Below are 26,440 nucleotides of genomic sequence, written 5' to 3'. Positions count from 1 at the left end.
GCATGACCGACACCGCACCCGCCCTGCAGCTCGAGGGCGTCGACATGCACTACGGCTTCGTCCGCGCCCTCGACGGGATCGACTTCCAGGTCAACCAGGGCGAGGTCGTCGGTCTCCTCGGCGACAACGGCGCCGGCAAGTCGACCCTGCTCAAGATCATGTCGGGGGCCCACCGCCCCACCGGAGGAACCCTCCGGGTCCACGGCCACGAGAAGGTGTTCTCGGCCCCGAGCGACGCCACGGCGGCCGGGATCCAGATGGTCTACCAGGACCTCGCACTCGTCGACGCCCTCGACATCTCCACCAACCTCAACATCGGTCGCGAGATCATCCGCAAGGGACCGCTCGGCTGGCTGGGTTTCGTCGACCACCGGGCGCAGCGCAAGCGCTCCGAGGCGGAGCTCGAGCGCCTGGGCGTCCGCACCGCTGCGATGACCCGTCCGGTCGAGATGCTCTCCGGCGGTCAGCGACAGGTCGTCGCCCTGGCCCGCAGCGCGACCCGGGTCACCGGTGACCAGAACGGCGTCCTGCTGCTCGACGAGCCCACGGCCGCCCTCGGCTACGAGCAGACGCTCCAGGTCCAGAACCTCATCCGCCGCATGGCCGACCAGGGCATCGCCTGCGTCCTCGTGACCCACAACCTGCCGCTGGCCATGACCGTCTGCGACCGGATCGCCGTCCTCAACCGCGGCAAGCTGGTCGCCGACGTCCCCACTGCCGAGACCGAGAACGACCACCTCGTCGGCTGGATCACTGGGGCGCGCGCCTCGATGTTCGTCTGACCGCCTGCCGTGAGCACCCCTCTCCCGCCGACGAACCTGCGCGTCGACGTCGTCGGCGGCGACTTCTTCGGCCGCGGTGACCAGCCCGCCCTGAGCTGGTGGCTGCCCGTGGGCGCCACCGCACAGGTGGCCTACGCGATCCGGACCGGGGACGGCTACGAGACCGGCCGGGTCGAGGGTCGACAGCAGGGCTTCGTCGTCGTCCCCGTCTTCGACCGCTCGAGGCGGCGCACGTCGGCACGGGTCAAGGTCTGGACCGACCTCGGCGAGAGCGACTGGAGCGGCGCCGTCGAGCTCGACAGCGGGCTGCTCGAGGACGCGGACTGGCAGGGCTCCTGGATCGGTCCGCGCGAAGGTGAGGTGCCCCCCAAGGGGCGGAGACCGGCATACTGGCTGCGGTCGACGTTCCATGCCCAATCCGGCACTCCGGCAACCCTTTTCGCTACCGCCCTCGGCCTCTACGAGGTGTGGCTCAACGGCCGGCGCGTGGGCGACGCGGAGCTCACTCCCGGTTACACGCAGTACCGCGACCGGGTCCAGTACCAGTCTCACGTGGTCGACGACCTGCTCGTCGACGGCGAGAACGTCGTGGCGGTCCTGCTCGCCGACGGCTGGTTCCGCGGGCAGGTGGGTATGCCGCGCGCCGGGGACCAGTTCGGGACGCAGACTGCCGTGCGGCTCCAGCTCGAGTCGGGCGACGGCGCCACCCTCACCACCAGCGGTCCGGGTTGGCTGAGCGGGCCGTCGCACCTCCTGGTCGCCGACCTCATCGGAGGACAGGAGGAGGACCATCGGCGTCTGGACCCGTCCGTCCACGACCCCGCTCACACCCCCGCCGGCTTCGCCCCCGCCGAGGCGCGGGACCCCGATGTGCGGGTCGTCCGGTCGATCGCGCCGCCCGTGCGCCCGATCGAGGAGCTCGTGCCGGCCTCGGTGACGAGGCTGCCCGACGGAGCGAGCCTGGTCGACCTCGGCCAGAACATCACCGGGCGGGTGCGACTCGCGGACCTCGGCCCGGCCGGCACGACAGTGACCCTGCGGCACGGTGAGCACCTGGTGGGCGGCGACCTCACGACGGCGCACCTCGACGTCGACGTGCCGATCTTCCCCGAGAAGCTGCCCGTCGGGCAGGTCGACGTGGTCACGTCCGCCGGCGTCGAGGGCGACGTCTTCGAACCCCGGTTCACCACGCACGGGTTCCAGTACGTCCGGGTGGAGGGACTCCCCCACTCACTCGCCGAGACGGACCTCACCGGGGTGGCGATCCACAGCGACCTGCGGCGGACCGGGTGGTTCGAGTGCAGTGACGAGCGGCTCAACTGGCTGCACGAGGCGACCGTCTGGTCGCTGCGCGACAACATCGTCGACATCCCCACGGACTGCCCCCAGCGTGAACGCTCGGGCTGGACCGGGGACTGGCAGATCTTCGCGCCGACGGCGGCCTTCCTCTTCGACGTCGGCGCCTTCACTCGCAAGTGGCTGCGCGACGTGGCCCTCGACCAGCGCGCCGACGGGTGCGTCGCGAACATCTCCCCCGCCTCCCCGATCGAGGGCTTCGACGGTCCTGTCGGCCGCGTGAACGGGTCCGCCGGATGGGGCGACGTCGTCGTCAGCGCCCCGTGGGACCTGCACGAGGCCTACGGCGACGCGCACCTCCTTCGGGAGGGTTGGCCAGCCCTCATGAAGTGGTTGAGGTATGCCGCGGGGCAGGCCGCCAGCCAGCGTCACCCGAGCCGTTCCGGGTCCGACCCCCAGCCTCACGAGGCGTACCTGTGGGACACCGGGTTCCACTGGGGTGAGTGGCTCGAGCCGGGGGTCGACCTCCACGACTTCTTCGCCTTTGCCAGCGCCGACAAGTCAGAGGTCGCCACGGGCTACCTCCACCGGTCAGCCGTCCAAGCCGCCCGCATGGGCGAGGTCGTCGGCGCATCCGCTTCGGAGACCCAGTGGCTGGACGGACTTGCGGCTGGGACCTTGGCGGCCTGGCGGGCCGAGTTCGTCGACGACACGGGTCGGCTGTCGGTGCAGACGCAGGCAGCCCACGTCCGGGCCCTGTCCTTCGGCCTGGTTCCCGAGCAGCACCGTGCCGCCGTGGCGGACCGGCTGGTCGAGCTGATCCGGGAGGCCGGCGACCACCTCGCCACAGGATTCCTCTCCACTGCCATGCTGCTGCCGACCCTGGCCGACCACGGCCACCTCGACACGGCCTACGACGTGCTCCTGCAGGACACCCAGCCGTCCTGGCTCGTGATGCGCGAGCGCGGCGCGACCACCGTGTGGGAGCGCTGGGAGGGAGTGGACGCCGACGGAGAGGCCCACGAGTCGCTCAACCACTACAGCAAGGGCGCCGTGATCTCCTTCCTCCACCGGTACGTCGCGGGACTGGTGCCCACCTCCCCGGGATACCGGACGTTCCGGGTCGAGCCACGGCCCGGCGGAGGGCTGACCTCGGCCCGTGCCGACCTCGACAGCCCGTTCGGCCCGATCAGCAGCGCCTGGCAGATCACCGACGGGATCCTGCGGTTGGACGTCAGGGTCCCGCCGGGCACAAAGGCGATCGTCGTGCTGCCCGACGGGGCCAGACACCAGGCCTCCCCCGGCACGCACACCTGGACCTCGACGACCTGACCTTCCCCACCCTTCGTCGACCTGACTACTCGTCGACCCGGCTCAGACCTCGGTCGCCTCTCCGCGGGCGAGCCGGCGGACCACGTCGTCGGCGCTGAAGGCAGCGAGCATCCCGGCATACTTCACCGGGTCCGTGGTCTCGCCCTCGTGGATCGGGATGGCGAGGCGTGGCGCGACCTCGGCGACGTAGTCAACGGCCTCGGACAGCTTCAGCCACGGTGCGTCGATCGGGACGGCCAGGACGTCGATGTCGCGGTGGGGCACCACGAACGAGTCCCCGGGATGCAGCAGCGCGCCGTCGCCGACCAGGTAGGCGTTGTTGGTGCAGCCGGGCACCGGCCCCCAGACCGGGGCGTGGATTCCGCCGAGCACGTCGACGACGACGCCGCCCAGCCGGAGTCGTTCTCCCGGACGCACGACCCGAGCCTCGGGCAACCCGACGACTGCCTCGGCCGTGTCGGGGTCGATCACCAACGCGGCTGACGGGTTCGCCGTCACCAGCTCGCGGACCCCCGCCGGATCGAGGTGGTCACCGTGCTGGTGGGTGACGAGGATCGCGGTCAGGTCGGTCACGCCCGAGACGTCCGAGAACACGCCGGGATCGATGAGCAGCCGGGTGCCGTCGAGGTCGACGAGCAGGCAGGCGTGGCCGAGGTGGGTGATCCGCATTTCGAGCTCCTTGGGGTCCGCGCTTCCGTTCGCAACGAGTTCAGCGTACTCTCACTGTGAGAAGAAGACTTCCGCAGAGCAAGAGTTGTTCGACTGCTTCACGATGGCCGCCGCCACCCAGGAGTTCTGATGACCATGCGTATCCTCGGCCTCGGTGCTGGCGCCCCGGGAGGTAGCGCCGAGATCCTGCTCAAGGAGGCCCTGCGGGCCGCGCAGTCCGACAACGTCGCCGTCGAGCTGGTCCGCCTCGAGGAGCTGCGCTACGGCACCGGGGCCGGTCAGACCGGCGACGACGACGTCCCGTGGCTGTGGGAACGTCTCCTCGACTGTGACGGCCTCGTCGTCAGCGCCCCGATCTTCAGCCGGACCGTCCCGGCGGTCGTCAAGGTCGTCGTCGACCGTCTCCTCGGGCCCAACGCCGATGCGGCGATCGTCCGCACGATGCTCGACATGCAGGCCCGCGGGGAGCAGCCGGCCATGGCCTTCCGCCTCGACGAGCGGGTGCTCAAGCCGCGCGTCGCCGGACTGATGGCCGTAGGAGGCTCGCTCGTCGGTCGGTGGCACACGCTCGCCCTCCCTGTCCTGCACACCCTGACGTTCTCCATGCAGACCGCCGTGGTCGACCAGCTGGTCGTCAGCGGCTGCGGCACCCCCAAGTCGGTGGTCCTCGACACTGCTGCCCTCGAGCGCGCCGGCCAGCTCGGGCGGCACGTCGCCGGCCAGCTCGGCCGCCCGTTCGACGAGGCCGTGTATGCCGGCGAGCCCGGGGTGTGCCCGCTGTGCCACCTGTCAGTCATCGAGCTGCGCGGCCGGGAGGTCGAGTGCGCGACCTGCGGTGCGCAAGGGCTCCTGCAGTCCGACGGCTCCGTCGAATGGACCTCCCTGGACACCTCGGTGATCACCATGGCGGAGAAGCACGAGCACTACCGCGAGATCATCGAGACCGCGCAGCGGCACGGGGCGGAGCGGTCCCGGATCGACGGCCTCGCGGCCGCCTACGACTCGTTCGATCCTGTCGTCCACCCGGAAGGGAACTGACCCATGCACGTCCTCATCGCCGGCGGCGGTCAGCCCGGAGGGCCGTCTTGCAGGCAGGGTGCCGATTCGGGAGCTCCGGCATGAGCGGACGGCTGGCGGGCAAGGTCGCCCTGGTCACGGGGACCGGTGGAGGCATCGGACGGGCGACGGCCCAGGTCCTCGCCCGCGAAGGGGCGCACGTCGTCGGCTGCGACCTCGACCCGGAGGCGTCGGCGGAAACGGTTCGGCTGGTGCGCGACACCGGCGGCCGGATGGATGCCATCGCGCCGGTCGACCTCGCCAGCGCGGAGGGGGCTGCTGCCTACGTCGACGAGGCAGTACGGCTCGCGGGGGCGGTCGACATCCTCGTCAACAATGCCTCGGCCATCCGCTTCGGGGCCATCGACGAGCTGTCGGTGGACGACTGGGCTTTTACGATCCGCAACGAGCTCGACATCGTCTACTACGCCATCCGCGCGGCCTGGCCCCACCTCAAGGAGCGTGGCGGGTCGATCGTCAACCTCGGCTCCATCTCGGGGTCGCGCGGAGCCTTCTTCATGCCGCAGAACGCCCACGGCGCCGCCAAGGGAGGGGTCCTGGCGTTGACCTGCCAGCTCGCCGTCGAAGGCGGGCCGCTGGGCATCCGGGTGAATGCCGTCAGCCCGGCGATGACCGAGACTCCCCACACCGCACCGATGTTGCGGGACCCCCACGGTCCAGCCGCCGACATCGTCGCCCGGATCCCGTTGCGCAAGTTGGGCCAGCCCGAGGACATCGCCAACGCGATCCTGTTCCTCGCCAGCGACGAGGCCGGCCACATCACGGGGGTCAACCTGCCCGTCGACGGCGGAACGGCGGCGGTGGGCTGAGATGAACCAGGAAGACCAGGTGGCCGTCGGCAACCCGGCATTCTCCGGGAGGTACGTCGAGCGGGGCGACACGGCATACGACCAGGCGCGGGTGGGACGGATCTTCAACGAGCGGCGCGAGGACCGCTATCCCGCGGCCGTGCTCGAGGCGGCGTCGATCGACGATATCGTCGCAGGCATCCGGCTTGCACGACAACGAGGTTGGCGCGTCTCGGTCCGCTCGGGTGGTCACTCGTGGGCAGCCTGGAGCCTGCGGCAGGACGCCTTGCTGATCGACCTGGCCGCTCTCCGCTCGATCGAGTACGACGACGCGACTGGCATCGTCGTAGCAGGGCCGGCAACGAGGGGAGGACTGGAGCTGGCGCCGTTCCTCGCAGAGCGTGGACGAGCCTTCCCCGGCGGACACTGCCCATCGGTCGGCATCGGCGGCTTCCTGCTCCAGGGCGGCCAGGGGTGGAACAGCCGATCCCGGGGCTGGGCCTGCGAGAGCGTCGTCGGCGTCGAGGTGGTGACGGCCGACGGCGTTCTGGTCCACGCCAGCGCCGACCAGAACGCCGATCTCTACTGGGCGGCTCGAGGGTCCGGTCCCGGCTTCCCGGGCGTCGTCGTCGCCTTCCACCTGCAGACCTATGCCGCCCCCCGGGTCATGTGGCACGACACCTGGACCTTTCCCCTCGCCGAGGGGGAGGCGTTGCTGCACTGGATGCACGATCTCCTGCCCTCCCTGGATCGGCGAGTGGAACCGGTGATCGCTGCGACGAGGCTGCCGAACGTCCCACTGCACCAAGGCGTGGAGCACCCCGGCGGCACCACCCTGCTCATCCACACGACGGTCATGGCCGACACCGACGACGAGTGCGCCGAGCTCCTGCGCCCCTTCGCAGACGGACCGCTGACGGGACGCGAGCTCGGCCACGTCCAGGGACGGACGACGATCCTGGACGAGAACGTGGTGCAGGCCGAGCAGAACCCGGAGAGCCACCGGTACGCCGTCGACTGCACCTGGACCGACGCCGGCGCAGCCGACCTCGCCCCGCCACTGACCCGGCTGTGGAGCGAGCTGGACACGGAGCACTCCTTCTCGATCTGGTACGGCTGGGCGCCCACCCGCGAGCTGCCCGACATGGCGTTCTCCGTCGAGGGCAACGTCTACGTCGCCACCTACGCGATCTACACCGACCCTGCCGACGATGAGCACTACCGGACCTGGGTGCACGACCGGACGGCTTCGGTCGCGGCACAGGGCGGCGTCGGTGTCTACCTCGGCGACACGGACTTCGGCCGGCGCAATGACCGCTTCCTGTCGGACGAGCACTACGACCGGCTGGAGCAGATCAGGGCTGCGCGCGATCCGCAGGGCCGGTTCGAGACCTACTTGACGGCGACCCGGACGGACTGAACGTCCATGGCTGACAACGGGATCCAACCCCGACTCGACCACGTCGGCCTCGGCGTTGCCGACCTCGGCAGAGCAGCGGACTGGTATGCCGCGGCGTTGGGTTACGAGCGCGAGCTCACCCTGCGGGTCGACGCCCTCGACCTCGACATCGTCATGCTCAGGCATCCACAGCACGGGGACCGGCTCGAGCTCCTGCACCGTCCCGGAAGCGCCCCAGGGCTGCGGGCGCAGGACCCGGGCGAAGCGGCCCTGTCCGAGACGTTCAGCCACGTCGCCTTCGACGTGGATGGGCTCGACGCGGCCTACGAGCACGTCATCGCGCTCGGGGCGCGGCCGGTCATGTCGCCGCGGCCGTCGCCAGAGCCCGGCGTGCGGATGGCCTACGTGGCGGATCCCGAGGGCAACCTCGTCGAGCTGCTCGACCGGACGAACCTCGTCACGCCCACCCCGAGCAGCCACCCGCCGGACCGACTCACCGACCACACCCATCAAGGAGAACACCATGACCGACATCGCGATGCCCAAGGGCTTCCTCTGGGGGGTCTCGACCGCCGGCCACCAGAACGAAGGCGACAACACCAACAGTGACACGTGGTTCCTCGAGCACACCGACCCCACTCCCTTCCGCGAGCCCTCCGGCAAGGCGACGAACAACTGGGTCCGGTGGCAGGAGGACATCGACCTGGTGAAGGACATGGGGCTGAATGCCTATCGCTTCTCCGTCGAGTGGGCTCGGGTCGAACCCGACGAGGGCACCTTCTCCCCCGAAGCTCTCGACCACTACGAGGCCATGGTCGACGGCTGCATCGCGGTGGGGCTGGCGCCGGTCATCACCTTCAACCACTTCACCGCGCCGCACTGGTTCGCCGCCAAGGGCGGCTGGCTGGCCGCGGACGCCCCTGAGCTCTTTGCCCGCTACTGCGGAGCCGTGATGGACCGGTTCGGCGACCGCATCTCCCATGCGGTGACGCTCAACGAGCCGAACCTGCCCCGGCTCCTCTCGTGGCTGCACATCCCCCAGTTCGTCCACGACCTGGAGCGGGCGAACCTGGAGGCGGCCGGGGTCTCAGCAGGCGTCGAGCGGTACCGCGCGTCCAACGTCGTAGTGCCGGAGGAGTTCGACGCGATCGGCGACGGGCTCACTGCCGGCCACCGGGCCGCGAAGGCCGCCATCAAGGAACGCCGCCCCGACCTGCCAGTCGGCTTCTCGATCGCCGTCGTCGACGACGTGGTGGCCGGTGACGACGCCTCCGTCCGCGACCGGAAGCGCGCCGAGGTCTATGGCCGGTGGTTCGAGCTGGCCAGGGACGACGACTTCGTCGGCGTCCAGAACTACGAACGGATGGCCTACGACGGCACGGGCGAGGTCCCTCCGCCCGCCGACGCCGAGCGAAACCAGATGGGCTCAGCGATCGAGCCGGCCTCCCTCGGGGGCGCGGTCCGGTACACCTTCGAGGAGACGGGTGTGCCGATCCTGGTCACCGAGCACGGCATGGCGACCGCCGACGACCGCCAGCGAGCCGCGTTCCTGGCACCGGCCCTCGACGGGCTCCTCGCCGCCATGGCGGACGGGGTACCGGTGCTGGGTTACCTCCACTGGACCCTGCTCGACAACTTCGAGTGGGTCTTCGGCTACGAGTCGGCACTCGGGCTCCACGAGGTCGATCGCGAGACCTTCGCCCGGACGCCCAAACCCAGCGCGGCGGCATACGCGGCCCTGGTGCGGCGACACTCGAGCGCAGAGTGACCTCCTTTCCCCCCGCTGGGTCGATGTCACCGCGCCGGGGACCCCCTGCGCGGTGACGTCAATCCGATCGCGTCCCGCGTGGCGAGACGTGCGCCGCTCCCCGTGGACGACGCCGCACCCGTCGTGCTCAACTAGAGGCATGTCTTCGACCACCGCGGCGCACCGCATGCACATGGGCTCCATGTGCAGCGGCGTCATGCGGTGTTGCTGCTGCGCCTGACCTCAGCCCGCACCAGCCCCGGCGCCCCATCGTGAGCGCGCCGCCCGATCGGAAGACGAAACCATGGCTTCATCCCTCCACAGCCACGCGGCATACCACCGCATCCACCTCGACCTGCACCTGACGCAGGGTTCGCTCTGTCTCCGAATGTGTTGCCCCGCACCGCATTCCGACAGCTCGACCCACACCCATGATCAGGAGCAGGACCATGACCGCCATCACCACCGCCGGCACACCCGGCGTCAACCGCTTCACCCGTAGCCAGCTGCTGCGCACCGCACAGCTGTTCGCCACCGACCCCGACCTCGAACGCGAGGTCGACCTCGACGCCACCGAGCGCAGCTGGCGCCGGCTCGACGCCACCGCCCACCTCGAGATCTGGCTGATCCACTGGCCGGTCGGGTCCACCACGGGCTGGCACGACCACCTCCAGTCGGAGGGCGCCTTCCTCACGGTCAAGGGCGAGCTCGCCGAGCAGTCATGGTCGGGGAACGCCGCACACGACCGCTACCTGTGGGAGGGCGAGGGGCGTTCGTTCGGCCCGCGCCACATCCACAACGTGGCCAACCTCGGCGATCGCCCGGCGCTGTCGGTCCACGTCTACTCACCGGCGCTTCGTGGCATGACCCGCTACGCCTTGCTGGACAACACCTTGCGACAGACCGGCGTCGAGCGGGCGGGTGAGCAGTGGTGACCGCCACGACCGTCCACTGGGAGACCCGCCTGTTCAGTGACCCGACCGCGACGGCTGCCCCGACACAGACCGGTCGCGGCTGGGACGCCCCGACCTACGCCGGCATCGACGACCAGCTCAGTGACGCCCGCAGCCGACTGGACCGGGTCAGCGCCCGCGCCGCCTACCAGGAGGTGCTCCACGGGCGCGCTGTCCTCGTCGACATCCGGCCCGCGGCGCAGCGCGCCTTCGAGGGCGAGGTCGCGGCCCACCTCGGACCGATCGTCATCGAGCGCAACGTCCTCGAGTGGCGGCTCGACCCACGACACGAGGCGCGACTCCCGATCGCTGCCTACAACGCCCGCGTGCTGATCCTGTGCCAGGAGGGCTTCACGTCGTCACTGGCCGCAGATGCGTTGCTGCGCCTGGGAATCCACCGGGCGACCGACATCGTCGGCGGCTTCCGCGCGTGGCGCGAGGCGGGTCTGCCGACCGCCCCGTGAGGTGAGGTATGCCGCCGGGGCACGGCCCCGCGGCATACCTCACCACTGCTGGGCTCAGCGGTGACGGCGGCGCGCCGCTCCCAGGCCGATCAGCGCGACGGCGGCGGCTGCCAGCGCGGCGATGCGTTCCGTGCGAAGGTCGCCGGACTCGGTGCGGGTGGCCTCGGTGAACCTGGTCTTGAGCGACTGGACCTGCCGTCGGGCGATCTCCTGCGGGGCCGTGCGGGTGTGCAGCTCGTCCACGGTGCCCGCGAGGCGCTCCCGCGCGGCGGCGATGTCGGCCTCGATCTGGTCGACGGACTTGCCGCTGTCGGCCGACGGCTTGCTCGAGTTCTCGCTCATGCGGGCTCCTTGTGGTTCAGGCGGGCAGAACGGGTCAGCCGAGGCCGAGGTCGCGGCGCAGCTTGGCGACGTGACCGGTGGCCTTGACGTTGTACCAAGCGTGGGAGACCTTGCCGGCCTCGTCGACGACGACGGTGCTGCGGATGACGCCCTCGACGGTCTTGCCGTAGAGCTTCTTCTCGCCGAAGGCTCCGTAGGAGTTCATCACGGACCGGTCCACGTCGGACAGCAGCCGGATGGTGAGGCCGTCGTGCTCGCGGAACTTGGCCAGCTTCTCGGGCTTGTCGGCCGAGATGCCGAGCACCTCGTAGCCCTCACGGTGGAGGGTGTTGATGTTGTCGCTGAAGTCGCAGGCCTGCGTGGTGCATCCCGGGGTCATCGCGGCGGGGTAGAAGTACACGATGACCTTCTTGCCACGAAGGTCGGACAGCGAGACCTCGCCGCCCTGGTCGTCGGGCAGGGTGAAGTCGGGGGCGGTCTCACCTGCGGTCAGTCGCTCGGCCACTGCTGTCTGCTCCTCGTCGATCGGATAGGGTTATTGCGATTAAATTGCAATAACGTGGTTCCACCAGCGGTTCCCAACCTATCCCAGCCGGGCAACCGCCACCTCAGGACGACATCCACAGGACGACGGGCCCCGCACCACAAGGCCTCGAGACAGGAGCGACCGTGCACGTGCCCGACGGATTCCTCGACGCACCGACGTCGGTGGGCACTGCCGTCGTCGCGGTCGCCGGGGTGGCACTGGCGCTGCGCGGTGCGCGCCGTGAGCTCGACGACCGCACGGCACCTCTGGCCGGACTCGTCGCGCTCTTCATCTTCTGCACGCAGATGCTCAACTTCCCCATCGCCGCGGGCACCTCCGGCCACCTGCTGGGTGGTGCACTCGCCGCGGTCCTGGTCGGGCCCTGCACGGCCACCCTGTCGATCACCGTGGTGCTCCTGGTCCAGGCGACCCTGATGGCCGACGGCGGGATCACTGCGCTCGGCACCAACATCACCCTGATGGGACTGGTGGGCGTCTGGGTGGGCTGGCTGGCCTTCGTCGTCCTGCGCCAGGTGCTGCCGAAGCGCCCGCTGATGGTCGTGCCGGCCGCGGCAGCAGCGGCCCTGGTCTCGGTGCCGACGGCCGCCTTCGCGTTCTCGCTGCTCTTCGAGCTGGGCGGCACGGTCGACGTGCCGTTCTCGACGGTGGCCACGGCGATGGTGGGCGTGCACACCCTCATCGGGGTCGGCGAGGCGGTCATCACGGGGCTGGCCGTCTTCAGCATCGTCGCCGTCCGGCCCGACCTCGTCCACGGAGCCCGGCCCAGCCTCGAGACCCGCACCCTGACCATCCGCAACGGAGTGGCGGCATGAGCACCCCCCGGCCGCGCGTCTCCACCAAGCGCCTCATGGTCGTCGGCATCCTCGTCTGCCTCTTCCTGGCGGGAGTCGTCTCCTACTACGCCTCCAGCAGCCCGGACGGACTCGTGTTCGTGGCTGGAGAGCAGGGTTTCCTCGGCTCGGCGCGTTCCCACGCCAGCGACGGCTCACCCTTTGCCGGGTACTCGACCCGCGGCATCGACAACGCCCGCGTCTCCGGCGGCGTGGCAGGCATCGTCGGCGGCGCCCTCGTCTTCGTCATCGCCGGAGGCCTCTTCCTCGCCGTCCGCCGTCGAGGCGAAGGCGACCCGGTCCGCGCGCCCTCCCGCGACGCGTCCACCGACGGCGACAACTGACGTGGGCGCGGGGCACGGTCACCACCTGCACTTCCACGGGCACTCCCCCGTCCACCGCCTCCCGGCGCACCTCAAGCTGCTGGCGCTCCTGGGTTTCGTCCTCACCGTCGTCCTCACCCCGCGCACCGCGTTCGCCGCGTATGCCGTGTACCTCCTGCTCGTCCTCCTCGCCCAGCGCGCCTCCCGCGTTCCCTTCGGCTACTACGCCAGGCGAATGGTCGTCGAGGTGCCCTTCGTGGTCTTCGCCCTGCTGATGCCGTTCGTCGCGACCGGGCCCCGGGTCGCCGTGGGCCCACTCCACCTGTCCGAGCAGGGGTTGATCGGCGGGTGGGCACTGCTGGCCAAGGGCACCCTCGGCGTCATGGCCTCACTCGTGCTCGCGACCACCACGGAACCGCGGCACGTCGTGGCCGGGCTCGAACGACTGCGCCTGCCCCACCAGCTCGTGCAGATCATGGGCTTCATGGTCCGCTACCTTGAAGTCGTCACCGGCGAGCTGGCACGGATGAAGGTCGCGCGGGAGTCGCGCGGCTTCCAGGCCCGCTCGGTCCGGGCCTGGCCGGTGCTGGCGACGACGGCGGGGGCACTGTTCATCCGCTCCTACGAACGCGGCGAGCGCGTCCACCTCGCGATGCTCTCGCGCGGCTACAACGGCACGCTGCCGGTGACGCACCCTGCGACGGCCACGGCCGAGCAGTGGCGCGTGGCCGGCATCCTCCCTGCTGTGGCGCTGGCCACCCTGCTCTTGGTGGTGGCCGCGTGACCACTCCCGTCCTCGACGTCCAGGGCCTGGCCTACGCCTACCCCGACGGCCACCAGGCGCTGTTCGGCGTGAACCTCCATGTGCACCAACGCGAACGCGTCGCCCTGCTCGGGCCCAACGGCGCCGGCAAGACCACCTTGGTGCTGCACCTCAACGGCATCCTGACCGCCGGCGCCGGCACCGTTGCCGTGTCCGGGATGCCGGTCACCAAGGAGAACCTGCAGGAGGTCCGGCGCCGGGTGGGGGTGGTCTTCCAGGACCCCGACGACCAGCTCTTCATGCCGTCGGTGCGCGCCGACGTGGAGTTCGGACCCGCCAACCTCGGGCTGCGCGGGGCCGCCCTCGAGGCGCGGGTGCTCGCGGCCCTCGACCGCGTGGGGATGGTCGACTTCATCGACCGTCCGCCACACCACCTGTCGTTCGGGCAGCGTCGTCGCGTGGCGGTCGCCACCGTTCTGGCGATGGAGCCCGAGATCCTCGTCCTCGACGAGCCGTCGTCGAACCTCGACCCCGCGTCGCGGCGCGAGCTCGCCGACATCGTCCGCTCCCTCGACGTCACGGTGCTGATGGTCACCCACGACCTGCCCTACGCCTACGAGCTGTGTCCGCGGTCGGTCGTGCTGTCCGATGGGGTCGTTGTTGCCGACGGGCCCACGCGGGACGTCCTCACCGACGACGCCCTCATGACTGCCCACCGGCTCGAGCTGCCGTTCGGCTTCGACCCGCGGACGATGGCGGCGCCCTAGTCAGGACACGCGGTCGGCCGGGTCCCAGACGGCTGGGTCACTACCCCATCGGCGCCCCACCGACGCGAATTCCCTGGGGGCGTGATCGACTCCGAAAGCCGGGCGCGACTGGGCGACACGACCGTAAGCCGTGTCGGACTCGACCAGCCAGGGACTCGGGTCGTCGATCGCCGCGGCTGGCGCGTCGAGCGCATCTGTCTGGAGCAGCCAGTGGGCCGTTCGGGCCAGGTGTGCCTCGACCCGCCAGGTGCCGCCCTCGGTGGCCCGTCGACGCAGGGCGGCCAACACGCCGGCTGCGAGGAGGTAGCCGGTCGCGTGGTCCAGCGCCTGCGCGGGCAGTGCTCCGGGCGTCGCCCCCTCACGCGACTCGATGAGCGAGATCCCGGTGGCGGCCTGGACGATGCTGTCGAACCCCCGACGCCTGCCCCAGGGGCCGGTCGGGGTCCAGGCCGTCAGGGTTGCGCAGACCAGCTGGGGGTGCTGCTCGGCGAGGTGGTCCGGGTCCAGCCCGTAGGCCGCGAGCGCACCGGGCCGGTAGCCGGTCACCAGCACGTCGGCCTCGGCCAGCAGGTCGTGGAGCCGGTGTCGGGCATGCTCGTCGTGCAGGTCGACCAGCGTCGAGCGCTTGCCCGCGTCCGTGTCGAGGTGGAGGGCCTCCAGCTCGGGCAGGTTCGGGCTGTCGACCCGCAGCACGTCACAGCCGAGGAATGCCAGGGTCCGCGTGGCGACCGGCCCGGCGAGCACCCGGGTGACGTCGAGGACCCGCGGGCGCTCGGGCACGGGGACGGGGGCCGCCGAAGAGACTCCTGAGGGACCCCCGTCCGAAATGGTCCTCACCGAGAGCACGTCGTGACTGGCCACGGCGCCGCCCTGATCGGAGGCCATCCACTCGCCCACCGACCGCACTCGCACCGCGATGCCGTGGTCGGCCGTGACGACGTCCTCGACCTCCTGGGCCGACCGCTCGGCGATGGCCCCGGCTGCATCCTCGCGGGTCGCTTCCTCGGCCAGACCCAGGGCCCGCAGCAACCGCACCCGGTGATGGGGATAGTTGGCGTGGGTGCGGACCCAGCCGTCCCCCGCCTCGAAGAACCCTGACAGCGGCGCGAAGCCGGGCTCGTGCACGCCGTCCACGGTCTGCACCTGGTCGTTCCGGAACGACACCGACACCTGGCGCGGGTCGACCTGCACCCGGTCCAGGCCGCGCAGCGCGGCACCGGCGAGACCGGCCGCGGCAACGGAGCCGCAGGCGAGGGTGTTCACCGGTAGAGCGGCAGGGAGGCCGCTGCCGTCGACCACGTCGAGGTGCGCCGCGGCATACCCCTCGTCGAGGCCGAGGGCCGGGAGCACCTCGCGCAGAAGGTGGTTCACGGGTCGACTCTATGCCGCGCCCGGACGCCACCCAGATCGGCAGGGCAACCTCGGGGGGTCAGGGCTGCGTCGCCTTCCAGGAGGCGTACTCGGCGCGCAGGCAGGTGCCGCAGGGCCGGTAGCCCGCGGCGATGGCGCTCGCCTCGTCAGCGAAGAAGACGCGGTGCTGGACGTAGCCGCCCTGCCGGATGGCGCGCAAGGCGGACGGGCAGTCGAGGCGTCCGTAGAGCTTGCCCCGGCGGTTGCCACCGAGCGTCCCGGGAACCTCGCTCGCACAAGGCTTTCCGTCGGCCCCGATGAGGGTGAACACGGTGGCCTAGTAGCCCTCGGGGAGCAGCTCCCCCACAGGGGTGCTCGCCTCGAGGCGGTTGGCCGAAGGGGCGAGCGGGCACACCCACCGGTAGTCGTAGACGCACGAGGGGTTGTAGGCGAAGTTGAGGTCGGCCACCCAACGCCCCTCGTCGTCGCGGCCGAGGTCGGTGCCCTTGACCGTGTCGAGCAGGTAGCGCCCGGCTCCGTAGGTCTCGGTGCCGGCCGAACCGTCGCGCACGGGCAGGAACAGCCCGCCACCGTAGGAGTTGAGCCACCAGAGGTCGAGTGTCCCCAGACCCTCGAGCGTGACGCGACCGGCGCCGGCGAACGGCACGATCCCGTCGGTTGCCGACCGGAACTCCCACGGCTCCTGGTCGTCGACCTCCTCGACCTCGACGACGAACCGGTATGCCGGGTCGTACGGCGCGTGCCTCAGCTGCTGACCCTCACGGCGTGGGGAGGCGGGGTGCTCGAGGAACAGCCGCGAGCGGGCGTCGACCCACAGCGCGTGGGCGGTGACGGGGTCAGGCTCGGCGCGCACCACGGCATACAACGCATGCACCTCGCGCCGCCACGACGCGACGGCGAGCGCCGGCGGGTAGGTGAAGTCGTCGTCGTCCGGCTCGGGCACGGGATCAGTCCTCCAGGGCGTGGTCGTGGATGAAGCGCTCGGCTCGGCGGTCGGGAACGAGCCAGGTGATGGCAACGGCCACGTAGGCCAGCACCCCGAGCCACGGTGCCACCAACGACCCGAGGATGCCGAGCACGTAGACCGCGGGGCTCAGCTTGCCCTTGAGGTCGCGGCCGACCGCCTGGCGCAGGAGGCCGTCCGGCCCGTCGCGGCGGAAGACCGCCAGCTGGAGGACGTAGTACGCGACGGCGGCCCCCAACAGGTTGACCCCGTAGACGACGACCGGCAGCTGGGCCAACCGGGTGTCGTCCATCCACGCCGTCGTGAACGGCACGAGCGAGAGCATGAACAGCAGCCCGAGGTTGGCCCAGAGGATGGCCCCGCTCACGTGCCGGACCAGCTGGAACATGTGGTGGTGGTTGTTCCAGTAGATGCCGAGGTAGATGAAGCTGAGCAAGTAGGTCAGAAGGCCGACGAGGGACGGTCGGAGGGCCTCGAACGTCGGCTCCTCGGGGACCTTGAGCTCGAGCACCATGATGGTGATGAGGATGGCGAGGACGCCGTCGCTGAACGCCTCGAGCCGGCCGGTTCGCATGCTGGGAGTCTAGGCACACCCCACCGACGGTTGGGCCGCCCCTGACTGGTGCGCAAGGCGGGACTTGAACCCGCACACCCGAAGGCACCAGGACCTAAACCTGGCGCGTCTGCCAATTCCGCCACTTGCGCGTGGGGCGCCAGCCTAGCGGTCGCCGCTGCGTCGCTCAGTGAGCCCCAACCGACTCTCCACGAGCGGGAATGAGTGGGTTGGCGCTCACTCACCGAGGGCAGCGCGGGTCAGCCCAGGAGTTCGCGGAGGTGCGGGACCATCGCGCGGAAGGCCTTGCCGCGGTGCGAGATCGCGTTCTTCTCGTCGGGGCTGAGCTCGGCGGCGTGACGCGTGTCGCCCTCGACGACGAGGACGGGGTCGTAGCCGAAACCGTTGGCGCCCTTGGGCTCTCGAGCCAAGGCACCCGGCATACGCCCCTCGGTGCTGCGCACCGTGCCGTCGGGCAGGGCCAGCACCGCCGCGCAGACGAACGCTGCCGCACGGTGCTCGTCCTTGACGTCGGCGACCTGTGCGAGGAGCAGCTCGAGGTTGGCCTGGTCGTCGCCGTGTCGACCCGACCAGCGCGCCGAGAAGATGCCCGGCGCCCCGCCGAGCACGTCGACGGCCAGCCCGGAGTCGTCGGCCAGCGACGGGAGTCCGGTGTGGGCGGCGAGCGCCACGGCCTTGAGGCGGGCGTTGCCCTCGAAGGTCACCTCGTCCTCGACGACGTCGGGCGCACCGTCGAACTCGGACGCCCCCACGATCTCGAGGCCGAGCTCCTCACACACGTCGGCGAGGATCGCCCGCAGCTCACCGACCTTGTGGTCGTTGCGGGTGGCGAGGACGACGCGGGTCACAGCAGCCGCTCGCGGGGTGTGGTCGCGAGGGCCTCCTGCTGCTTGCGGGTCAGGTCGGCGCACCCGGCGGTGGCCTTGTCGAGCAGCTTGTCGAGCATCTCGCGGTCGAACGCGCCGTTCTCGGCCGTGCCCTGCACCTCGACGAAGCGACCGTCGCCGGTCATGACGACATTCATGTCGGTCTCGGCGGTCGAGTCCTCGGGGTAGTCGAGGTCGATGACTGCCTCACCCTTGACGATGCCGACGGACACGGCCGCGATGGACCCGGTGAGGGGCTGGGCATCCTTGCGGATGAGCCCCTTGGCGCGGGCGTCCTCGATGGCGTCGACGAGGGCGACGTAGGCCCCCGTGATGGAGGCCGTGCGCGTCCCGCCGTCGGCCTGGAGGACGTCGCAGTCGAGCACGATGGTGTTCTCGCCCAGCGCCTTGGTGTCGATGATGGCGCGCAGGCTGCGGCCGATGAGGCGGCTGATCTCGTGGGTGCGCCCGCCGACCTTGCCCTTGCGCGACTCGCGGTCTGAGCGCGTGTTGGTCGAGCGCGGCAGCATCTCGTACTCCGAGGTCACCCAGCCCGTGCCCTTGCCCTTGAGCCAGCGCGGCACGCCCTCGGTGAACGACGCCGCCACCAGCACCCGCGTGCGGCCGAACTCGACGAGCACGCTGCCCTCGGCGTGGTCCAGCCAGTTGCGCGTGATGCGCACCTCGCGGGTCTGGTCGGGGGTACGTCCGTCGTGGCGGGTGGTGGGGCTCGTGTCAGTCACGCCGCAAGGCTAACGGGGCCCTGCCCGGCGTCGGTGGCCCGGCCTAGGCTGGACCCATGGCTGACACCACCTCTCCCGCCCAGCGGCTCGGTGCCCACGTCGACTCGGCAGACCCGGTCAGCGCCGCCCGGGAGCGCGGCGCGGGTCTGAGCCAGTTCTTCCTGGGCAACCCGCAGGGCTACAAGGGTCCCGAGTACGACTTCGAGGGCGGCCCCGAGGCGCTGCGTGCCGCCGCCGAGGCAGCGGACGTCGACCTCTACGTCCATGCGCCCTACCTCATCAACGTCGCGACGACGAACAACCGGATCCGCATCCCGAGCCGCAAGCTGCTCCAGCAGTTCATCGACGCCGGCGCCGCGATCGGGGCCAAGGGGCTGATCGTCCACGGCGGCCACGTCGACAAATCCGAAGAGGTCGACAAGGGTTTCGACAACTGGCGCAAGGCGATCGAGGCCACCGACCTCAAGATCCCGCTGCTCCTCGAGAACACCGCCGGTGGGGACAACGCCATGGCCCGCACCCTCGAGCGCATCGCCCGGGTCTGGGACGCCATCGGCAGCGCCGAGGGGTCCGACAACGTCGGCTTCTGCCTCGACACCTGCCACGCGCACGCCGGGGGCATCGCGCTGGCCACCGCCGTCGACGAGATCAAGGCCATCACCGGGAGGATCGACCTCGTGCACTGCAACGACAGCCGCGACGAGTTCGACTCCGGGGCGGACCGCCACACCAACCTCGGCGAGGGCCTGATCGACCCCGACGAGCTGGCCGGTGTGGTCCGGGCAGCGGGCGCCCCGGTCGTCATCGAGACCCGCGGCGGCCTCGACGGTCAGCGCGCCGACCTCGACTGGCTTCGCGAGCGCCTCTGACCGAGGGTCAGTCCGCGTGCATCCCTCAGTCGACCAGGGGGTGCGTGGCGAGGAAGCGCCGGATGTGGTCTCGCGGGTTGTCGGCCAGGTGCGGACCGTGCGTGAACGCCGCGGTCGTGTAGTCGAGCTCGGCCAGCCGGTGGGCCGTCTTCTGGGTCAGCGCGAAGTTCGTGCAGAACGACTTGATCGGCCACCGCAGCCCGCGCACGTTGAAGATCGAGTCACCGGTGATGAGCACCCCGGACTCACGGTGCAGGTATGCCGCGTGGCCGGGTGAGTGCCCTGGTGTGTGCACCACTTCGAGGCCTCCCGCGACGTCGAGCACCTGGCCGTCGACGAGCCGCTCCCCCACCGTGACCGCGGGGAAGGCGTTGGTCCCGAAGAACCGCGTCATGAGCCTCGCGAGCAGGAACGACTGGTCGCGCTGGGCGGTGTGACCAGCCTCCGCGAAGGGGGCGTCGTCCTCGTGGATGCCGAAGTCGAGCCCGGTCCTCGCAGCCACGTGAGCCGCGCCGCCCGCATGGTCGGGGTGGGCGTGCGTGAGCAGGAGCCGGGTGACGTCGGACGGTCCGGAGCCGATCGACGTGAGGGCCGCCATCACCTTGGGTCCGGACTGCTTGATACCCATGTCGACGAGCGTGACCTGGCCGTCGGCGTCGCGGAGGATGAAGCCGTTGACGAAGTCACCGAGCAACGGGATGCGCCAGACACCAGGCGCGATGGGAACGGCTGCCGCTCTGGCCATGACGAGAGCCTAGGCGATCAGCTGCCGCTGACCTCGTATGTCTTGCCCTGCACGGCGAGGTCCAACGGACCCGACCAGACGGCGGCGGCTTGCGCGCGGCATACCTCGGGGTCGTTCCAGGGCGGGATGTGGGTGAGCATCAGTCGCCGCACCCCACCCGCGGCCACCGCGGCGGCACCCGCGCGGGTGCCGGAGAGGTGGACACCCACGGTGGCGTCGCGGCCGTCGATGAAGGCGCTGTCGACCAGCGCCACGTCGGCCCCGGTCAGCAACGGTGTGAGCGCCTCGCAGGTGTCGGTGTCACCGGTGTAGGCGAGGACCGCGCCGTCGGCCTCGACGCGGAATCCGTAGGCCTCCACCGGATGGTTCACGCGAAATGCCGTGATGGTGAACGGGCCGACCTGGGTCACCTGGGCGTCGGCCAGCTCGTGGACCGCGAACTCCGAGCTCATCCCCCCGTGCTCGAGCCCGTGGTACATCAGGGCGAAGCGTTCCTCGGCACCCGTGGGGGCATGCACCGGGAGCTGGCCCTCAACCCGACCGCCGGGCCGGTACTTGCGGGTGACATAGAGACCGCACACGTCGACGCAGTGGTCGGGGTGCAGGTGGCTGACGTAGACAGCGTCGATCTCGGCCAGGTCGACGAAGCGCTGCAGCGGGCCAAGAGCACCGTTGCCGAGGTCGAGGACGACCGACCAGGTGCGGCCGGCGTGCTCTGCCTGCACGAGGTAGGAGGAGGCGGGCGAGTCGGGGCCGGCGAAGGAGCCCGAACAACCGACGACCGTGAACCTCATCGGGCCCCTCCCGTGGCGGTCGGCGCAGCGACCGACCGGACCACTGCGTTCCCGAAGACGGCGTCGCTGTCGGCTCCGACCTCGGGACCGAGGAACCGCCGGGCGAGCCGGGTGAACTCCGCGGCGTCCCCGGTCGTCGTGAACCCGTGGCTCGGCGGCGGCAGGTGGGCGGGCCGCAGCGAGTCGGAGTCGGCGAGCACGCGGTAGACGTCCTTGGCCGTCTCGTCCGCGGAGGACACCAGGGTCACGCCGTCACCCATGACGTACGAGATGGCCCCGGTGAGGAGCGGGTAGTGCGTGCACCCGAGGACCAGGGTGTCGACGTCGCCGTCGACCAGCGGGGCGAGGTAGCCACGGGCCACGTCGATGACCTCCGGTCCGCTCGTGACGCCGGACTCGACGAACTCCACGAACCGTGGGCACGGGACGCTGGTCACGTCGAGGTGAGGTGCCGCGGCGAAGGCGTCGACGTAGGCGCCGGACTGGTGGGTACCCCGGGTGGAGATGACGCCGACGCGATGGTTGCGGGTGGCTCGCGCCGCGCGTCGCACGGCCGGGCGGATCACCTCGACCACGGGCACGTCGTAGCGCTCGCGGGCGTCGTGCAGCACGGCGGCGCTCGCGGTGTTGCAGGCGATCACGAGGGCCTTCACGCCATGGTCGACCAGGCGGTCGAGGCACTCGAGGGCGAACTCGCGGGACTGAGCGATCGGGCGGGGACCGTAGGGCGCCCGGGCGGTGTCCCCGAAGTAGGCGATCGACTCGTGCGGGAGCTGGTCGAGCACGGCGCGTGCGACGGTCAGCCCGCCGTAGCCCGAGTCGAAGATCCCGATGGGTGCATCCGCCACGGGTCAAGGCTAGGTGCCGCCCTCCCCCTGCACCCCATCAACCCGACGTCTGGTGTGTCACACCGGCGGTCTGGGCGCCCGGGCGTCAGGGGGTGAGAGCGTGGGCGAGGGTCTCCTGCAACCAGGTGAGGAAGTCGTAGACCGCCAGCGCGTAGACCGCCGGGTCGTCCGGCGGAAGGCCCGACACCTGCTCCTCCAGCAGGTCGAAGTCGTCGTCGCGCTGGAGCCCGAGCCGCTCCCCCAGCACCAGCCGCACGTCGGTCAGCGCGATGAGCAGGGCGAGGGCCTGTGGCTGATCGAGCGAGAGCTTCTGGTCCTCGATGCCGGACAGCGCCCGGATGGCCGTCGTGAGGTTCGCCGACTTGCGGGCTCGGAGGCCRTCCTCGGTCAGCCGCCGGAACTCGGCCGCGATCTGGTCGTCCTCCCGGTTGGCGGTCGGGAAGATGCGCTCGAGCGCCGGGTCACGCTCCCGCGGCACCGAACCGCCCAGCTCGGGCACCTGGTCGGCCGCCGACAACGACACCCCCATGCCGATGCCACCCAGCCCGGCCACGATCTGGTCGAACTCGTCGCCGTCCGCGGCACCGGGCACACCCTCGACGGGCTGCTCGGGCTCGACCAGCTCGAGCACCTGCTCCATCAGCCCGACGACGAGGCCGCGTTCGACCGCGTCGAGCTTCGCGACGTACCGGCCATCGCGCCGCTTGAACCCACGTGCCACGTCAGCTGTCCTTCTGGAAGGTGGCCCACAGCCCATACCCCTGGAGCGCCTCGGTGTCGGTCTCCATGCGCTCGCGGGCGCCCGTGGAGACGACAGCGCGGCCCTTGGTGTGCACGTCCATCATCAGCCGCTCGGCCTTGGACTTGGAGTAGCCGAAGTAGCTCTGGAAGACGAACGTGACGTACGACATCAGGTTGACCGGGTCGTTCCACACCAACGTGATCCAGGGGACGTCGACCTCGGCGCGCTCGTCGGTGGAGACACTCTCCTGCTCGACGGGCGCGAGGGACATCTCGAGGGACATCTCGACGGACATCTCCAGGTGGACAGCATGCGGCACGGCCACCACCTTAGGCTGCCGAGGTGACCTCACGTTCACCCAGCACGGCGCTGCTCACCGACCACTACGAGCTCACGATGCTCGAGGCCGCCCTGCGCAGCGGTGCGGCCTCCCGCCGCTGCGTGTTCGAGGTGTTCGCCCGGCGCCTGCCCGAGGGACGCCGCTACGGCGTGGTGGCCGGGACGGGGCGGCTGATCCCCGCGATCGAGCAGTTCCGGTTCGGCGAGGGCGAGCTGGAGCAGCTGCGCGGGATCGTGGACGCCGCGACCCTCGACTTCCTCGCCGACTACCGCTTCGACGGTGACATCGTCGGGTATGCCGAGGGCGAGTGCTTCTTTCCCGGCTCACCCGTGCTCGTGGTCGAGTCGGACTTCGCGCACGGGGTGGTCCTGGAGACCCTCGTGCTGTCGATCCTCAACCACGACAGCGCCATCGCGTCTGCTGCGTCGCGGATGACCTCGGCTGCGGGAGACCGGCCGTGCATCGAGATGGGCTCTCGCCGCACCCACGAGGAGGCTGCGGTCGCCGCCGCCCGCGCGGCCTACATCGCGGGGTTTGCGACCACGTCGAACCTGGAGGCCGGGCGACGCTTCGGTGTGCCGACCGCCGGCACCGCGGCGCACGCCTTCACCCTGCTGCACGACGACGAACGGGAGGCGTTCGCCGCCCAGATCGCCTCGCTGGGCAAGGGCACCACGCTGCTCGTCGACACCTATGACGTCCCGGCCGCGGTCGCCCTCGCCGTCGAGCTCGCCGGGCCGGAGCTCGGAGGAGTGCGGCTCGACTCCGGCGACCTGCTCGTCCAGGCGCGCGAGGTGCGTGAGCAGCTCGACCGTCTCGGCGCCGCGGGCACCCAGATCATCGTGACCAGCGACCTCGACGAGTACGCGATCGCGGCACTGGCCGCCGGGCCAGTGGACCGCTACGGCGTCGGGACCTCGCTGGTCACCGGCTCGGGTGCGCCGACGGCGGGGATGGTCTACAAGCTCGTGTCCCGCGAGGACGACTCCGGGACGATGGTCGGCGTCGCCAAGCGGAGCAAGGACAAGGCCTCGGTCGCCGGCCGCAAGTATGCGCTGCGCCGGCGCAACGCCCGCGGGATCGCCGAGGCAGAGGTGGTCGGCATCGGAGCCCCTCCGCTCGACGACGGGGACGACCGCGTGCTGCTCGTGCCGCTGATGACCGCCGGCGGGGTCGTCGATGACGCCGTGCTGGACCTCGAGGCCGCCCGGGCGCGACACGCGGCCTCCCGAGCCGAGCTCCCTGCCACCGCCCGGAAGCTACAGCGCGGGGAGCCCGCGATCCCGACGGCGTACCTCGACGGCGAGTGACTGCTGGTGTGGCAGTAGCGTGCGAAGCATGAGCCTCGCGCTGGTCATCGTCGACGTGCAGAACGACTTCTGCGAGGGGGGCTCCCTCGCCGTGGTGGGGGGCGCCGAGGTGGCGCGACGGATCAGCGAGCACGTGCTCGCCCACCACGACGACTATGCCGCGATCGTCGCCACCGCCGACTGGCACGACGACCCTGGCGCGCACTTCAGCCAGGCCCCTGACTTCGTGGACAGCTGGCCGGTGCACTGCCGAGTGGGCAGCGACGGTGCACTGTTCCACCCGGCGGCCGAACCGGCCTTCGAGTTCGTGGAGGCGATCTTCCGCAAGGGCCACCACAGCGCGGCCTACAGCGGGTTCGAAGGACACACCGTGCAGGCGGACGTGACGGTGGGCCTGGCCGACTGGCTGCGCGAGCGGGCCATCGAGGAGGTCCATGTGGTCGGCATCGCCACCGACTACTGCGTGCGCGCGACCGCCCTCGACTCCGCCGAGGAGGGCTTCGACACGACGGTGCTGCTCGACCTCACCGCAGGGGTTTCTCCCGAGAGCACGGCGGCAGCGCTGGCCGATCTGGCTGCTGCGGAGGTCGCCACCAGTGGTGAGGTCGTGAGGGCGTAGGAGCCGCGCGGCCTACCACTCCTCCCACCCGGAACTTCTCACAGACCCGATGACGGGACTGTGCGGCAAGTGTTACGAGCGCTTTACGGCGGTCGCAGGGGTGCGAAACATCCGTTTGTCACGCTTCCCGGGTGACCACGAACCTGACCTCGGGCGACTCCGCCACCGCGACGGCGCCGGCCAGCACGGCCGGCGCCACACCTGCCACCACCTCAACCACCACCTCGACCACCACGTCTGCCCCGATCGACCGGTCCGGCCGCTGGATCGACCACTGGGATCCTGAGGACCCGACGTTCTGGCGCGGGGGCGGGCGCTCGATCGCCCGGCGCAACCTGAGCCTTTCCGTCTTCGCCGAGTTCCTCGGGTTCTGCGTCTGGGCCCTCTGGAGCGTGGTCGTCCCCCTGCTGCCGGCAGCCGGCTTCAGCCTCACGCTGGACCAGCAGTTCTGGCTCATCGCCGTGCCCAGCCTGGTCGGCGCGACCGTGCGGATCCCCTACACGTTCGCCGTCCCGCGCTTCGGCGGACGCAACTGGACGATCATCTCGGCCCTGCTGCTGCTCATCCCCGCGTCTGCACTGGCGTGGGTGGTGACGCAGCCCACATCGTCGTTCGGCCTGCTCCTCGCGTGCGCGGCCCTCGCCGGTTTCGGCGGCGGCAACTTCGCCTCCTCGATGACGAACATCTCGTTCTTCTTCCCCGAGGCGGAGAAGGGCAAGGCCCTGGGCCTCAACGCCGCCGGCGGCAACCTCGGCACCGGACTCGTGCAGATGGTCGTGCCCGCGGTCATCGTCATCGGGGCGGGGACCCACCTCGAGCGGGCCGGCCTCATGTTCATCCCCCTGGCCGTGATCGCCGCGATCCTGGCCTGGCGAGGGATGGACAACCTCACCGGAGCCAAGTCCGACTACCGCAGCTTCGCCGCGGCGACCCGCAACCGGCACACCTGGATCATCTCGTTCCTCTACATCGGCACCTTCGGGTCGTTCATCGGCTACTCGGGCGCGTTCCCGACGCTGCTCAAGACGCAGTTCCCCGAGACCCCGACGACCATCGCGTTCCTCGGTGCCCTCATCGGCGCGCTCACCCGGCCGCTGGGCGGCATGGTCGCCGACAAGCTCGGCGGCGCCCGGGTCACGATCGCCTCGTTCGTGCTGCTCGCCGCTGGCGCGCTCGGAGCCATCGAGGGGCTGAAGTCGCACAGCTTCGTCGTCTTCTTCAGCTCCTTCCTCGTGCTCTTCGTGGGTGCCGGCATCGGCAACGGCGCGACCTACCGGATGATCCCCGCGGTCTTCCGCGCGGGCGTCAGCCCGGAGCGCCTCCCGATCGCGCGCAAGACGGCCGCGGGCTGCATCGGGATCGCGGGCGCGGTCGGCGCCTACGGCGGCTTCTTCATCCCCCGCGGCTTCGCGATGGCGAAGGCACACTACGGCTCGCTGGTCCCAGCGCTGTGGGTCTTCATCGTCGCCTACCTGCTCATGGCCGTGACGACGTATGCCGTGTACGCGCGGCGCAGCTCGTCGCTCGCCGGCGAGACGATCTGAGCCGGGAATCCCTTTGACGCCCACGCCCGACA

Annotated in this window: 31 protein-coding genes and 1 tRNA gene; 17 read left to right on the top strand and 15 right to left on the bottom strand. The window is 70.7% G+C overall.

Translation table 11 applies throughout. The features are described from left to right. Nucleotides 1-2: 2 nt before the first annotated feature. Together AC1DWR_RS10910 and AC1DWR_RS10905 are read left to right on the top strand one after the other, a co-directional pair. The gene (locus AC1DWR_RS10910) at nucleotides 3-782 is read left to right on the top strand and encodes an ATP-binding cassette domain-containing protein (RefSeq protein ID WP_477615237.1); all 780 of its coding nucleotides are present in this window, start codon (nucleotides 3-5) and stop codon (nucleotides 780-782) included. A 9-nt stretch (nucleotides 783-791) separates the two neighbouring features. After that, the gene (locus AC1DWR_RS10905; protein ID WP_477615236.1) at nucleotides 792-3,410 is read left to right on the top strand and encodes a family 78 glycoside hydrolase catalytic domain; all 2,619 of its coding nucleotides are present in this window, start codon (nucleotides 792-794) and stop codon (nucleotides 3,408-3,410) included. A gap of 42 nt (nucleotides 3,411-3,452) precedes the next feature. On the opposite strand, the gene AC1DWR_RS10900 is transcribed toward AC1DWR_RS10905, so the two are convergent. Then, on the bottom strand, nucleotides 3,453-4,079 hold the full coding sequence (locus tag AC1DWR_RS10900; protein ID WP_477615235.1) for an MBL fold metallo-hydrolase: 627 nt from the start codon (nucleotides 4,077-4,079) through the stop codon (nucleotides 3,453-3,455). Nucleotides 4,080-4,208: 129 nt separating this feature from the next. On the opposite strand from AC1DWR_RS10900, the gene AC1DWR_RS10895 reads away from it, so the two are divergent. The 7 genes from AC1DWR_RS10895 (at nucleotide 4,209) to AC1DWR_RS10865 (ending at nucleotide 10,507) form a co-directional block, all read left to right on the top strand. Further along, entirely contained in the window at nucleotides 4,209-5,117 is a 909-nt protein-coding gene (locus AC1DWR_RS10895; RefSeq protein ID WP_477615234.1) for a flavodoxin family protein, read from the top strand. Between the two features lie 80 nt (nucleotides 5,118-5,197). Further along, nucleotides 5,198-5,965: an SDR family NAD(P)-dependent oxidoreductase gene (locus tag AC1DWR_RS10890; protein ID WP_477615233.1), complete on the top strand. Its 768-nt coding sequence runs from the start codon at nucleotides 5,198-5,200 to the stop codon at nucleotides 5,963-5,965. Nucleotide 5,966: 1 nt separating this feature from the next. Continuing rightward, entirely contained in the window at nucleotides 5,967-7,364 is a 1,398-nt protein-coding gene (locus AC1DWR_RS10885) for an FAD-binding oxidoreductase (RefSeq protein WP_477615232.1), read from the top strand. A gap of 6 nt (nucleotides 7,365-7,370) precedes the next feature. Further along, on the top strand, nucleotides 7,371-7,952 hold the full coding sequence (locus AC1DWR_RS10880) for a VOC family protein (RefSeq protein ID WP_477615231.1): 582 nt from the start codon (nucleotides 7,371-7,373) through the stop codon (nucleotides 7,950-7,952). Next, on the top strand, nucleotides 7,867-9,111 hold the full coding sequence (locus AC1DWR_RS10875) for a glycoside hydrolase family 1 protein (protein WP_477615230.1): 1,245 nt from the start codon (nucleotides 7,867-7,869) through the stop codon (nucleotides 9,109-9,111). Before AC1DWR_RS10880 ends, AC1DWR_RS10875 begins: the two co-directional genes overlap by 86 nt. 428 nt (nucleotides 9,112-9,539) lie before the next feature. Then, complete coding sequence (locus AC1DWR_RS10870; protein WP_477615229.1) at nucleotides 9,540-10,025, top strand: cysteine dioxygenase; 486 nt, start codon at nucleotides 9,540-9,542, stop codon at nucleotides 10,023-10,025. Continuing rightward, nucleotides 10,022-10,507 carry a rhodanese-like domain-containing protein gene (locus AC1DWR_RS10865; protein WP_477615228.1) on the top strand — a complete coding sequence of 162 codons (486 nt, stop codon included), beginning with the start codon at nucleotides 10,022-10,024 and terminating at the stop codon, nucleotides 10,505-10,507. The genes AC1DWR_RS10870 and AC1DWR_RS10865 overlap by 4 nt, the downstream gene beginning before the upstream one ends. Nucleotides 10,508-10,561: 54 nt before the next feature. On the opposite strand, the gene AC1DWR_RS10860 is transcribed toward AC1DWR_RS10865, so the two are convergent. Together AC1DWR_RS10860 and bcp are read right to left on the bottom strand one after the other, a co-directional pair. Then, complete coding sequence (locus tag AC1DWR_RS10860) at nucleotides 10,562-10,849, bottom strand: DUF3618 domain-containing protein (RefSeq protein ID WP_477615227.1); 288 nt, start codon at nucleotides 10,847-10,849, stop codon at nucleotides 10,562-10,564. A 34-nt stretch (nucleotides 10,850-10,883) separates the two neighbouring features. Further along, on the bottom strand, nucleotides 10,884-11,354 hold the full coding sequence (gene bcp, locus AC1DWR_RS10855; RefSeq protein ID WP_477615226.1) for a thioredoxin-dependent thiol peroxidase: 471 nt from the start codon (nucleotides 11,352-11,354) through the stop codon (nucleotides 10,884-10,886). A 164-nt stretch (nucleotides 11,355-11,518) separates the two neighbouring features. Here bcp and AC1DWR_RS10850 point away from each other — a divergent pair, with 164 nt between their 5' ends. Genes AC1DWR_RS10850 through AC1DWR_RS10835 form a run of 4 tightly spaced genes read left to right on the top strand, consistent with a single transcriptional unit; the run spans nucleotide 11,519 to nucleotide 14,079 of the window. Continuing rightward, complete coding sequence (locus tag AC1DWR_RS10850; protein WP_477615225.1) at nucleotides 11,519-12,208, top strand: energy-coupling factor ABC transporter permease; 690 nt, start codon at nucleotides 11,519-11,521, stop codon at nucleotides 12,206-12,208. After that, on the top strand, nucleotides 12,205-12,570 hold the full coding sequence (locus tag AC1DWR_RS10845; protein WP_477615224.1) for a PDGLE domain-containing protein: 366 nt from the start codon (nucleotides 12,205-12,207) through the stop codon (nucleotides 12,568-12,570). The genes AC1DWR_RS10850 and AC1DWR_RS10845 overlap by 4 nt, the downstream gene beginning before the upstream one ends. 1 nt (nucleotide 12,571) lies before the next feature. Beyond that, complete coding sequence (gene cbiQ, locus AC1DWR_RS10840; RefSeq protein WP_477624391.1) at nucleotides 12,572-13,333, top strand: cobalt ECF transporter T component CbiQ; 762 nt, start codon at nucleotides 12,572-12,574, stop codon at nucleotides 13,331-13,333. Continuing rightward, nucleotides 13,330-14,079, top strand: coding sequence for an energy-coupling factor ABC transporter ATP-binding protein (locus tag AC1DWR_RS10835; protein WP_477624390.1), 750 nt, complete (start codon nucleotides 13,330-13,332; stop codon nucleotides 14,077-14,079). Before cbiQ ends, AC1DWR_RS10835 begins: the two co-directional genes overlap by 4 nt. On the opposite strand, the gene AC1DWR_RS10830 is transcribed toward AC1DWR_RS10835, so the two are convergent. From AC1DWR_RS10830 to rph, 7 genes are all read right to left on the bottom strand, one after another. After that, nucleotides 14,080-15,450: a CoA transferase gene (locus tag AC1DWR_RS10830; protein ID WP_477624389.1), complete on the bottom strand. Its 1,371-nt coding sequence runs from the start codon at nucleotides 15,448-15,450 to the stop codon at nucleotides 14,080-14,082. It abuts the gene before it with no gap. A gap of 58 nt (nucleotides 15,451-15,508) precedes the next feature. Then, nucleotides 15,509-15,760, bottom strand: a complete 252-nt coding sequence (locus AC1DWR_RS10825) for an Ada metal-binding domain-containing protein (protein WP_477624388.1) — start codon at nucleotides 15,758-15,760, stop codon at nucleotides 15,509-15,511. A 6-nt stretch (nucleotides 15,761-15,766) separates the two neighbouring features. Next, the gene (locus AC1DWR_RS10820) at nucleotides 15,767-16,393 is read right to left on the bottom strand and encodes a DUF1684 domain-containing protein (RefSeq protein ID WP_477624387.1); all 627 of its coding nucleotides are present in this window, start codon (nucleotides 16,391-16,393) and stop codon (nucleotides 15,767-15,769) included. A 4-nt stretch (nucleotides 16,394-16,397) separates the two neighbouring features. Continuing rightward, nucleotides 16,398-16,988 (bottom strand): TMEM175 family protein, encoded by a 591-nt coding sequence (locus AC1DWR_RS10815; RefSeq protein ID WP_477615218.1) that lies wholly within the window; start codon nucleotides 16,986-16,988, stop codon nucleotides 16,398-16,400. Between the two features lie 46 nt (nucleotides 16,989-17,034). Then, nucleotides 17,035-17,119 (bottom strand) — tRNA-Leu (locus tag AC1DWR_RS10810). A 108-nt stretch (nucleotides 17,120-17,227) separates the two neighbouring features. Then, on the bottom strand, nucleotides 17,228-17,836 hold the full coding sequence (gene rdgB, locus AC1DWR_RS10805; RefSeq protein WP_477624386.1) for an RdgB/HAM1 family non-canonical purine NTP pyrophosphatase: 609 nt from the start codon (nucleotides 17,834-17,836) through the stop codon (nucleotides 17,228-17,230). Then, complete coding sequence (gene rph / locus AC1DWR_RS10800) at nucleotides 17,833-18,597, bottom strand: ribonuclease PH (protein WP_477615216.1); 765 nt, start codon at nucleotides 18,595-18,597, stop codon at nucleotides 17,833-17,835. Before rph ends, rdgB begins: the two co-directional genes overlap by 4 nt. A gap of 56 nt (nucleotides 18,598-18,653) precedes the next feature. On the opposite strand from rph, the gene AC1DWR_RS10795 reads away from it, so the two are divergent. Next, a complete protein-coding gene (locus AC1DWR_RS10795; protein WP_477615215.1) occupies nucleotides 18,654-19,466 on the top strand; it encodes a deoxyribonuclease IV in 813 nt (270 codons plus the stop codon). Between the two features lie 25 nt (nucleotides 19,467-19,491). Here the strand turns inward: AC1DWR_RS10795 and AC1DWR_RS10790 are convergent, their stop codons facing one another. From AC1DWR_RS10790 to clpS, 5 genes are all read right to left on the bottom strand, one after another. Further along, complete coding sequence (locus tag AC1DWR_RS10790) at nucleotides 19,492-20,211, bottom strand: MBL fold metallo-hydrolase (RefSeq protein WP_477615214.1); 720 nt, start codon at nucleotides 20,209-20,211, stop codon at nucleotides 19,492-19,494. Nucleotides 20,212-20,228: 17 nt separating this feature from the next. Further along, nucleotides 20,229-21,005 (bottom strand): MBL fold metallo-hydrolase, encoded by a 777-nt coding sequence (locus AC1DWR_RS10785; RefSeq protein WP_477615213.1) that lies wholly within the window; start codon nucleotides 21,003-21,005, stop codon nucleotides 20,229-20,231. Beyond that, nucleotides 21,002-21,853 carry a glutamate racemase gene (murI, locus tag AC1DWR_RS10780; RefSeq protein WP_477615212.1) on the bottom strand — a complete coding sequence of 284 codons (852 nt, stop codon included), beginning with the start codon at nucleotides 21,851-21,853 and terminating at the stop codon, nucleotides 21,002-21,004. The genes AC1DWR_RS10785 and murI overlap by 4 nt, the downstream gene beginning before the upstream one ends. Nucleotides 21,854-21,938: 85 nt before the next feature. Continuing rightward, nucleotides 21,939-22,574, bottom strand: coding sequence for a DUF2017 domain-containing protein (locus AC1DWR_RS10775; RefSeq protein WP_477615211.1), 636 nt, complete (start codon nucleotides 22,572-22,574; stop codon nucleotides 21,939-21,941). Between the two features lies 1 nt (nucleotide 22,575). Next, nucleotides 22,576-22,866: an ATP-dependent Clp protease adapter ClpS gene (gene clpS, locus AC1DWR_RS10770; RefSeq protein WP_477624419.1), complete on the bottom strand. Its 291-nt coding sequence runs from the start codon at nucleotides 22,864-22,866 to the stop codon at nucleotides 22,576-22,578. A gap of 71 nt (nucleotides 22,867-22,937) precedes the next feature. Between clpS and AC1DWR_RS10765 the strand changes: the two genes are divergently transcribed. From AC1DWR_RS10765 to AC1DWR_RS10755, 3 genes are all read left to right on the top strand, one after another. Then, nucleotides 22,938-24,245, top strand: coding sequence for a nicotinate phosphoribosyltransferase (locus tag AC1DWR_RS10765; protein ID WP_477624385.1), 1,308 nt, complete (start codon nucleotides 22,938-22,940; stop codon nucleotides 24,243-24,245). A 28-nt stretch (nucleotides 24,246-24,273) separates the two neighbouring features. Then, entirely contained in the window at nucleotides 24,274-24,864 is a 591-nt protein-coding gene (locus AC1DWR_RS10760; protein WP_477624384.1) for an isochorismatase family protein, read from the top strand. 131 nt (nucleotides 24,865-24,995) lie between these two features. Continuing rightward, nucleotides 24,996-26,408: an MFS transporter gene (locus tag AC1DWR_RS10755; protein WP_477624383.1), complete on the top strand. Its 1,413-nt coding sequence runs from the start codon at nucleotides 24,996-24,998 to the stop codon at nucleotides 26,406-26,408. Nucleotides 26,409-26,440 lie beyond the last annotated feature (32 nt).

The organism is Pedococcus sp. P2_E2 (assembly GCF_056403955.1).
The sequence above is the reverse complement of the archived record's forward strand: the minus strand, read 5'-3'. Positions and strand labels throughout refer to the sequence as shown.

Bases quoted from the DNA above. Each gene is read 5' to 3' on its own strand.
- AC1DWR_RS10910 (WP_477615237.1), top strand. From the start codon at position 3: ATGACCGACACCGCACCCGCCCTGCAGCTCGAGGGCGTCGACATGCAC.
- AC1DWR_RS10900 (WP_477615235.1), bottom strand. From the start codon at position 4,079: ATGCGGATCACCCACCTCGGCCACGCCTGCCTGCTCGTCGACCTCGAC.
- AC1DWR_RS10895 (WP_477615234.1), top strand. From the start codon at position 4,209: ATGACCATGCGTATCCTCGGCCTCGGTGCTGGCGCCCCGGGAGGTAGC.
- AC1DWR_RS10890 (WP_477615233.1), top strand. From the start codon at position 5,198: ATGAGCGGACGGCTGGCGGGCAAGGTCGCCCTGGTCACGGGGACCGGT.
- AC1DWR_RS10885 (WP_477615232.1), top strand. From the start codon at position 5,967: ATGAACCAGGAAGACCAGGTGGCCGTCGGCAACCCGGCATTCTCCGGG.
- AC1DWR_RS10880 (WP_477615231.1), top strand. From the start codon at position 7,371: ATGGCTGACAACGGGATCCAACCCCGACTCGACCACGTCGGCCTCGGC.
- AC1DWR_RS10875 (WP_477615230.1), top strand. From the start codon at position 7,867: ATGACCGACATCGCGATGCCCAAGGGCTTCCTCTGGGGGGTCTCGACC.
- AC1DWR_RS10870 (WP_477615229.1), top strand. From the start codon at position 9,540: ATGACCGCCATCACCACCGCCGGCACACCCGGCGTCAACCGCTTCACC.
- AC1DWR_RS10860 (WP_477615227.1), bottom strand. From the start codon at position 10,849: ATGAGCGAGAACTCGAGCAAGCCGTCGGCCGACAGCGGCAAGTCCGTC.
- AC1DWR_RS10845 (WP_477615224.1), top strand. From the start codon at position 12,205: ATGAGCACCCCCCGGCCGCGCGTCTCCACCAAGCGCCTCATGGTCGTC.
- AC1DWR_RS10815 (WP_477615218.1), bottom strand. From the start codon at position 16,988: ATGCGAACCGGCCGGCTCGAGGCGTTCAGCGACGGCGTCCTCGCCATC.
- AC1DWR_RS10795 (WP_477615215.1), top strand. From the start codon at position 18,654: ATGGCTGACACCACCTCTCCCGCCCAGCGGCTCGGTGCCCACGTCGAC.
- AC1DWR_RS10790 (WP_477615214.1), bottom strand. From the start codon at position 20,211: ATGGCCAGAGCGGCAGCCGTTCCCATCGCGCCTGGTGTCTGGCGCATC.
- AC1DWR_RS10785 (WP_477615213.1), bottom strand. From the start codon at position 21,005: ATGAGGTTCACGGTCGTCGGTTGTTCGGGCTCCTTCGCCGGCCCCGAC.
- clpS (WP_477624419.1), bottom strand. From the start codon at position 22,866: ATGTCCCTCGCGCCCGTCGAGCAGGAGAGTGTCTCCACCGACGAGCGC.
- AC1DWR_RS10760 (WP_477624384.1), top strand. From the start codon at position 24,274: ATGAGCCTCGCGCTGGTCATCGTCGACGTGCAGAACGACTTCTGCGAG.